The organism is Nocardia sp. (assembly GCF_025465275.1).
GTDB lineage: Bacteria > Actinomycetota > Actinomycetes > Mycobacteriales > Mycobacteriaceae > Nocardia.
Genome location: NZ_JAODNK010000240.1, coordinates 1 through 6,170 on the forward strand (window position 1 = coordinate 1; position 6,170 = coordinate 6,170).

Here is a 6,170-nt window from a genome sequence, read left to right on the forward strand (position 1 = left end):
ATGTCGCAGAAGTCGCCGTTTGCGGGGGTGATGAGGTAGCCGGCCAGGAAGATGGTGGGGCCGAGGAGCATTGAGCCGAAGATATAGAGAAGCGCTGCTGGGATCGGGCGGACCTTGATCATGACGGCTCACGATAGTTCGCGATCGTGGGGGCTCCGTGGGTGTTGTGTGTAGATGCTGTGGGTGGACGGATCCAGGGCGAGAGCCCCCGATTCCAACCCGTGCTCCGTCAATGCATGTCGGCCTCAGCGGGTCTGACGGGCTGGGGTTAGTTCCGTGATCAGGCGCGCATGAGGTTGCGCGATCGTCCGGGGATATGTCAGAAAGGGGGAGCGTCGTTGTCGGAGACTCGATGTCCTGCATGGACTTCGAGGTTGGGCCCGACAAGGACCGGTTCGCCCGGACTGGAATTGCTGTGGCGTCGAGAGATTGCGCGGCGTCGCTCGCCGGGCGGGACGTAGACGTGGATCAGTTCGATGAGTGTGTTGGTCGCCGGGCCAGGGTTGACGAGTGGGGTCACCGGGTCAGGCTGGGGAATACTGCCGGCGGTTGGCGGGATGGCGAGGTGGGGGAACAAGAATCTCGCCCCTTCAGGAGTGGTGGTGATGGAACCGCCGGTGGGCGTGCGCCATTCGATCCGTCGGTCCGGGTGGTGAATGACTGTCCAGCCGTTGCGGTCGTTGTCGGCCAAGGTCTTGAGGCGGTGATGGCGGCGGCAGCGAGCACCGAGATTCTCTTCGGTCGTAGCGCCGCCCGAGGCCGGGGCATGATGATCGAACCGCTGCTGGTGGTCCAGATCCGAAGCGGCAGCGGGGACCTGGCAGCCGGGAGCGCGGCAGGTGCCGGCGAGCGCACGCACCCGCGCCGCCAAAGGAAGACCAGGCCGATACCGTTGCGCCGCAGCATTATCCGCCGAGTCCGTGCCCGGTGTCGTCACTGTCGCGCCTGAATTTTCACCTACTGCTGAAGCTGCGCCTGCCTGGGACGGCGTATTGCCGGTGGTGTTTTCGTGGAGGATCTGGAAGGTGGCATGGCGGGCGAGGGTTCGGGCCAGGTCGGCATCGATCGCGCCGAAACCCGCGAGCAGGGCGGGGTTGTCGGCCAGGCCGGCGAGTGACTGGGCGGAGACGCCGACTTGGATAAGGGCGCGGCGGGGCTCGTGGACGGGAGTATCGGAGCGGGGGCAGTCGGGGTGGGTGCACTGGCAGGACAGGTGGCCGGTACCGTCAGCGAGAGCAACCAGTGCATCCGCGCGGCGCTGGTTCATCGTGCGTGGGTCGCGGCCGCAGCATTGGGTGATCGCCATTTCTCGGAGCCGCTCGTACAGGGTGCGACCGCCTGCGGCAGAGAGCACGCCGTCGAGGATGGTGGTGCCATTGTCGGCGGCTTGCACGCTCACGTAGCGCTCGGCTTCGGCTTCCTTGCGACGTCGGGCTTGGCCGGCGGGGTCGATTTCCAGGAGCCACTTGCGGATTGCCCGTTTCACCTGGCCCGGGTCGCGGGACTGGGCGTAGTCGACGATGCGGGGTTCGAGGGCTGTGACCAGTGCGTCGGGCGCGTTGATGAGGGTGTCGTGGATGGCGCGGACTCGCCCCAGATCCAAGCGACCCTGGGTGAATGCTTCCTGAGTCAGGGGCAACCGATCATCCAGGTCGAGGCCCAGGGCGATCTGCCCGTCCGCAAGGCGTTGCGACACATGCAAATTCATAGCGATCTCAGTGGCGGTGGACTCGCCAGCGTAGAGCGCCGCGACCCCGAATTCGAGCTGCTGAGAACGGCGCAACCGGTACAGCTGCGTAGTCAATGCGACCTCTTCGGCCTGAGCCATCGCGACCGCGGAGTGCACTGCCTGCAACCGCTCCACCAGCTCGTAGCTGGTGAGCTCCTCAGCAGTGCATTCGCTCATACGTTCGATACTATTCGCCGACCGTGCGACACGACAGCCCGTGCACGCGAAACGCTAAGCGAATCTTCCGCAATCACCCGGCGGTCGATCGCGCCCCGGCAGTGGCTTGGCTCCCTTGAGGCCCCCGGTCACTGCCTGACCTAGACGCGGCGAATGCGAGCCAGCCAAGCGGCGAGGTCGACCCGGCCGTTGTGCTGCTCCAGGTGTACGGCCGCCTCGGCGACCGAGCCGGTGACGCGGCCGCGATAGCGCGCAGGGCGCAGGTCCTCCAATTCCCATCCCTCGCCGAAGGATTCGCGAATCACGGCATCACTGATGCGTGGCCCGAACCCCGGCTCGCTGTCCGACAGGGCCAGTACGTGTACGAGCCCGCCTGGGCGGCATACGGCGTGCAGGCTGCGCACATACTCGGCTCGGACATCGGGATCGGTCCCGAAGATGTGGAAGAGCGCGCTGTCCACGATGGTGTCGAACGCGGGCGCGCCATCATCCGCCAGCGCCGTCGCCTCACTCAGCCGCAGCGCATCCGCGACATCGAAACGAGCCTGCGGCACACCCTGTTCCGCCGCATTCCGCCGAGCCCATGCCACCGCATTCGGTGCCAGATCAACGCCTCGCACGTCATATCCCAAGCGTGTCAACAGGATCGTGTGCTCCCCGGCCCCCGCTCCCGGGTCGAGCACCCGCCCGCGAATCCACCCGGCCCGCTCCAATTCGACGATCGCGGGCTGCGGTTCCCCGATCACCCACGGTGCGGTGTCGCTGTCGTAGACGGAATCCCAGAATTCAGCAGATCGAGTCATACATCCACTGTGACCCCTCAACCACGGTTGAGGTCAACCTTCGGGATTGACCGGTTCCGCATCGATGAGGTAGGCGAAGGCTTGCTGCTGCGGTTCAGGCGACCGGCTGGTTGCGGATGACGATCATGCGCACGATTTTGCCGTCGCGGACGGTGAAGTAGTTGGTCAGGATCAGGTCGTCGGGCAGGCCGGTCTTGTCGTACTCGCCGTCGTAGCGTGCCCGCACGATCGTGTCACCGTAGTGGTCGAGGATCTCGGTCACTTCCAGGGTGACCTTGTCCCCGACCATCTCCCGAACGACCCACTCGCGGATAGCGTCGATACCCCAGAACTCCCGGCGTGCGTCGTTGACCAAGGCATCCTCGGCGAAGGTCGACACAATGGCGTCGGCGTCGAAGGCATTCACGGCTTTGACGTGCTCGGACAGAACTCCGGTGAGGGTGGTGACGGTCATGGTGATCCTCCTTGGTCGGTGCCGCCCGGTCTAGCGGCCGTGGTGCTCACCCTCGCCCTTCCGGTAGGGGGAGGGTCAACACACAACGCCGCGGTTCGACCCTCCGGTAACCGGAGGAATGACACTGGGAGCATGAACGTGGGACTGACGGTCGGGGACTTCTCCCGGATGACGCACCTGAGCGTCAAGACGCTGCACCACTACCACCAGGTGGGCCTGCTGGAACCGGCCCAGATCGATTCCCGCAACGGTTACCGCTACTACTCGATCGATCAGATCCCCGCCGCACAGGTGATCCGCCGCCTGCGCGACCTGGACATGCCCATCCCCGATGTGAAAGCGGTACTCGCTGCGCCGGATTCGACAAGCCGCAACGCCTTGATCGCCGGACACCTGGATCGTCTCGAAACCGAACTGGCTCAGACCCGGGCAGCGGTCAGCTCCCTGCGCAACCTCCTCACGCACCCCCCGGCCCCGGCATCCGTCGAACACCGCACGGTCCCGGCGACTCCGGCCGTCGCCATCCGGCAAGTCATCGACCGGCACGACATCCTGGCCTGGTGGCAGAACGCGCTCGACGAACTCCACGCCACCGTCCGCACGGAGAACCTGACGCAGACCGGTCCCAGCGGCGGCCTGTTCACCAGCGGCCTCTATCAAAACGACCACGGAGAGGCCACCGTATTCATCCCCGTCCACAATGCCGTGCGCACCGTGGGCCGTGTCGAGCCCTTCCTGGTCCCACCGGCGGAACTGGCGATCATCACCCATCACGGCCCCCTCGCCGGCGTGGACATCACATACGGCGAACTCGGCTCCTACGCCACCCGCCACGAAATCAGCGTGGACGGACCACTACGCGAGTACTACCGCCGCGACGCCCACAACAGCGCTGACCCCGACACCTGGGAAACCGACATCGGCTGGCCCATCTTCCGCGCCGACAGGGACCACTGAGTCACATCGTCTACCTGCGAGCCGATGTCCATCCGGTACTTCGACGAAATCCCCACCGGCAGTCGCCCCTGACATCTCGGAGAAATCGGGTACTGCGCAGCACCCCGCCGCCTGTCTATCAGGAGGCTGACGGATTCTGGAGAATCTCCCTACGTCCGGATCTACGCTGCCGTGTCCCTGGAGTCGAACTCACCGGCGTGTACGCCTGCGACGAAGGCGTTCCACTCGGCTTGGGTGTAGCGCAGTGAGGTGCCGTGCATGTCGCGGACAGTTGTGCCTGCGCTATCGAGGCGGATCGAAGGCAGACAGTATTCGTGCGGGGTCGGATGCCTCCGCAACACATGGCCGAGGAAGACGACCCACCTGTCTACATCGACGGTGATCTCCGGCTGCACCACGGGATCTCCGGTGTATTTACTGTCGCGGATTCGCACATGGTCACCGTCGAATCGAACTTCCACGCAGGCGCCACCGTTGCTGCCGCTATAGGTGCTCTTGCGCCACCCGTTCTCGGCTGGCCCGGGGGTGGTATTCATCAATCTTTCGTCTCCTCAGCGGTTTTCAGGATCAGGTTGCGAGACTCCACCGGGCCGAGCGCGGCCGATTGCAACCTGTCCCACAACTGAGCGTACGCGCGGACAGCATCGGGTCGGTCGACGTAATCGGCGTCGGCGTAGCCGTCCAGATAGACGACGTCGGAGGTTGCGTCGTCGTCGAAGCGCAGCAGGATGAAGTGGGCCCAGGCGTCGCCGACGCTTTTCGCGTTGAAGGGCAGGATTTGCAAGGCGACGCGGGGCAACTGTGCGACTTCGGCGAGGTGTCGCAGTTGGTTTCGCATGATTTCGGCATCGCCGACCGTTCGGCGTAGGGCCGATTCGCTGAGGATCACACTGATTGTCTTGTGCCGTTGGGTGAGTACGGTCTGTCGTTCGAGACGAACTTCGATCAGCTTTTCGATCTCATCATCGGTGACCCGCGGTTGACCGCTGAGCAACATCGCGCGGACATAGGCCTCGGTCTGGAGGATGCCGGGGACGACTTCGTGTTGGTACCACTTGATTTCGCTGGCATCGGTTTCGAGGTCGATGTATCGGCGGAACCAGCCCGGGATGGATCGGTTCCCGCTCCATCTGCCGCGTTGCCTGCCTGCGCGGGCGAGTTCCTTCATGGACGCGGCGTCTTCGGCGGCGACTCCGTACAGGTTCAGCAGGATTCCGAGGTCGGTCAGCTTGATGCCGCTCTGTCCGATCTCCAAGCGGCTGATCTTGCTGGCCGCTGAGTCGATTGCCTTGGCGGCTTCGTCCTGGGTCTTTCCGGCGGCCTCGCGCGCGGTTTTGAGGGCGAGCCCAAGTCGGCGTCGCTGGATCGTTGGGGTCGTCATCGCGGTTGTTCCTCCGCCCGGTCATCGATCGGTGCTGTCTGAGTTATCAGAGCAGGTCCCGAACTTTCAAGAGCAACAACAGAATACATTCCTGAAATAGAAGTCCAGTTGTATTCTTGTTTTGCAAGCCCAAAATAGAAGTCTATTTCTGAGGTGAGCGGTCATGGAGCTACTTCCTGCCAAGAGCCTGATTCTTGCCGCGTGCCGCGGCGACGTTCGGGACAACCATCCAGTCTTGCGCTGGGCCAGTGATCTATCCGATCTACACCAGCAGTTGCTGAGTACCAGCGGGTCGATGCGTGACGAAATCGACTGTTGGCGAACCGAACTGATCGGCGACATCAACCTATGGGTCGCTCAGCAGCTGCCGCCATCGCTGGGTTGTGCCCGCCTGCACACCGAGAGCCTCGGCGCAGTGATCGATCGGCTCGCCAAGTTCACGGCCTGTGCATTCGCGGAGCTTTCCGGCACCGGCGAATGGGAGCTACGGGAGGCGTGGGAACGGTTGGCGGAGTTGGCTGTTGGCTACGAGGACCTCACAGAAGAAGTGTCGACCGGACGACGCCGGCTGCCCAACAGGCACTGAGCATGCCTGCATCGAAAACGCGGTGCACCGCAGGTGACCCGAACTAGTAGGAGGTCGTGATGGTTGCGGTTCTGTGGCCCTTT

General features: G+C 64.1%; 7 protein-coding genes. 2 read left to right on the forward strand and 5 right to left on the reverse strand.

The window, feature by feature from the left end; genetic code table 11:
- Nucleotides 1–319: 319 nt before the first annotated feature.
- The 3 genes from JWN03_RS45335 to JWN03_RS45345 form a co-directional block, all read right to left on the reverse strand.
- Nucleotides 320–1,906, reverse strand: a complete 1,587-nt coding sequence (locus JWN03_RS45335; RefSeq protein ID WP_297629018.1) for an HNH endonuclease signature motif containing protein — start codon at nucleotides 1,904–1,906, stop codon at nucleotides 320–322.
- Nucleotides 1,907–2,046: 140 nt separating this feature from the next.
- On the reverse strand, nucleotides 2,047–2,709 hold the full coding sequence (locus JWN03_RS45340; RefSeq protein WP_297629019.1) for a class I SAM-dependent methyltransferase: 663 nt from the start codon (nucleotides 2,707–2,709) through the stop codon (nucleotides 2,047–2,049).
- A gap of 94 nt (nucleotides 2,710–2,803) precedes the next feature.
- Nucleotides 2,804–3,163 carry a nuclear transport factor 2 family protein gene (locus JWN03_RS45345; protein WP_297629020.1) on the reverse strand — a complete coding sequence of 120 codons (360 nt, stop codon included), beginning with the start codon at nucleotides 3,161–3,163 and terminating at the stop codon, nucleotides 2,804–2,806.
- Between the two features lie 132 nt (nucleotides 3,164–3,295).
- On the opposite strand from JWN03_RS45345, the gene JWN03_RS45350 reads away from it, so the two are divergent.
- On the forward strand, nucleotides 3,296–4,120 hold the full coding sequence (locus tag JWN03_RS45350; RefSeq protein ID WP_297629021.1) for a MerR family transcriptional regulator: 825 nt from the start codon (nucleotides 3,296–3,298) through the stop codon (nucleotides 4,118–4,120).
- A 161-nt stretch (nucleotides 4,121–4,281) separates the two neighbouring features.
- On the opposite strand, the gene JWN03_RS45355 is transcribed toward JWN03_RS45350, so the two are convergent.
- Both JWN03_RS45355 and JWN03_RS45360 read right to left on the reverse strand, forming a co-directional pair.
- Nucleotides 4,282–4,656: a DUF397 domain-containing protein gene (locus JWN03_RS45355; protein WP_297629022.1), complete on the reverse strand. Its 375-nt coding sequence runs from the start codon at nucleotides 4,654–4,656 to the stop codon at nucleotides 4,282–4,284.
- A complete protein-coding gene (locus JWN03_RS45360) occupies nucleotides 4,656–5,501 on the reverse strand; it encodes a helix-turn-helix domain-containing protein (RefSeq protein WP_297629023.1) in 846 nt (281 codons plus the stop codon). The genes JWN03_RS45355 and JWN03_RS45360 overlap by 1 nt, the downstream gene beginning before the upstream one ends.
- A gap of 163 nt (nucleotides 5,502–5,664) precedes the next feature.
- On the opposite strand from JWN03_RS45360, the gene JWN03_RS45365 reads away from it, so the two are divergent.
- Nucleotides 5,665–6,087: a DUF4254 domain-containing protein gene (locus tag JWN03_RS45365; protein WP_297629024.1), complete on the forward strand. Its 423-nt coding sequence runs from the start codon at nucleotides 5,665–5,667 to the stop codon at nucleotides 6,085–6,087.
- Nucleotides 6,088–6,170: the final 83 nt, after the last annotated feature.

Coding starts and splice junctions, on each gene's coding strand:
- JWN03_RS45335 (WP_297629018.1), bottom strand. CDS start 1,906: ATGAGCGAATGCACTGCTGAGGAGCTCACCAGCTACGAGCTGGTGGAG.
- JWN03_RS45340 (WP_297629019.1), bottom strand. CDS start 2,709: ATGACTCGATCTGCTGAATTCTGGGATTCCGTCTACGACAGCGACACC.
- JWN03_RS45345 (WP_297629020.1), bottom strand. CDS start 3,163: ATGACCGTCACCACCCTCACCGGAGTTCTGTCCGAGCACGTCAAAGCC.
- JWN03_RS45350 (WP_297629021.1), top strand. CDS start 3,296: ATGAACGTGGGACTGACGGTCGGGGACTTCTCCCGGATGACGCACCTG.
- JWN03_RS45355 (WP_297629022.1), bottom strand. CDS start 4,656: ATGAATACCACCCCCGGGCCAGCCGAGAACGGGTGGCGCAAGAGCACC.
- JWN03_RS45360 (WP_297629023.1), bottom strand. CDS start 5,501: ATGACGACCCCAACGATCCAGCGACGCCGACTTGGGCTCGCCCTCAAA.
- JWN03_RS45365 (WP_297629024.1), top strand. CDS start 5,665: ATGGAGCTACTTCCTGCCAAGAGCCTGATTCTTGCCGCGTGCCGCGGC.